Source organism: Candidatus Symbiothrix dinenymphae (assembly GCF_001431085.1).
Genome location: NZ_BBRU01000461.1, coordinates 1 through 413, shown reverse-complemented (window position 1 = coordinate 413; position 413 = coordinate 1). Strand labels below are relative to the sequence as shown.

Here is a 413-nt window from a genome sequence, read left to right as displayed (position 1 = left end):
GAGATTGCGGGTCAAGCCCGCAATGACAGCGGTATTGCGTGTAATTGCCGGGGAAGTCTTGAATTTTGGCTTGCCCTTTGAAAACGAGGAGGTGGTCAACCACTTTGTCCAAACGCTTTGGCGACATCAAAATAGTGGAAGATTTCAACTACATCTTCTCACGCTACGAAAAATTAGGCATTATCGGCAACAACGGCACGGGCAAATCCACATTCATCAAAATGCTCATAGGCGCGGAACAGCCCGATTCGGGGCGGTTTGACGTGGGCGAAACGGTCAAATTCGGCTATTACAGTCAGGATGGCTTGCAATTTGACGACCGCATGAAAGTCATCGACGTGGTGCAAAACATCGCCGAAGTCATCGACCTGGGCGATGGCAAGCAACTCACCGCCGCACAATTTCTGCAACAT

The 413-nt window shown here is 50.1% G+C and carries 1 pseudogene; it reads left to right on the top strand.

Going from position 1 to position 413, the window contains the following annotated elements:
• Positions 1–104 precede the first annotated feature (104 nt).
• Positions 105–413: pseudogene (locus ASC50_RS05075) on the top strand (ATP-binding cassette domain-containing protein); the annotation flags it as partial.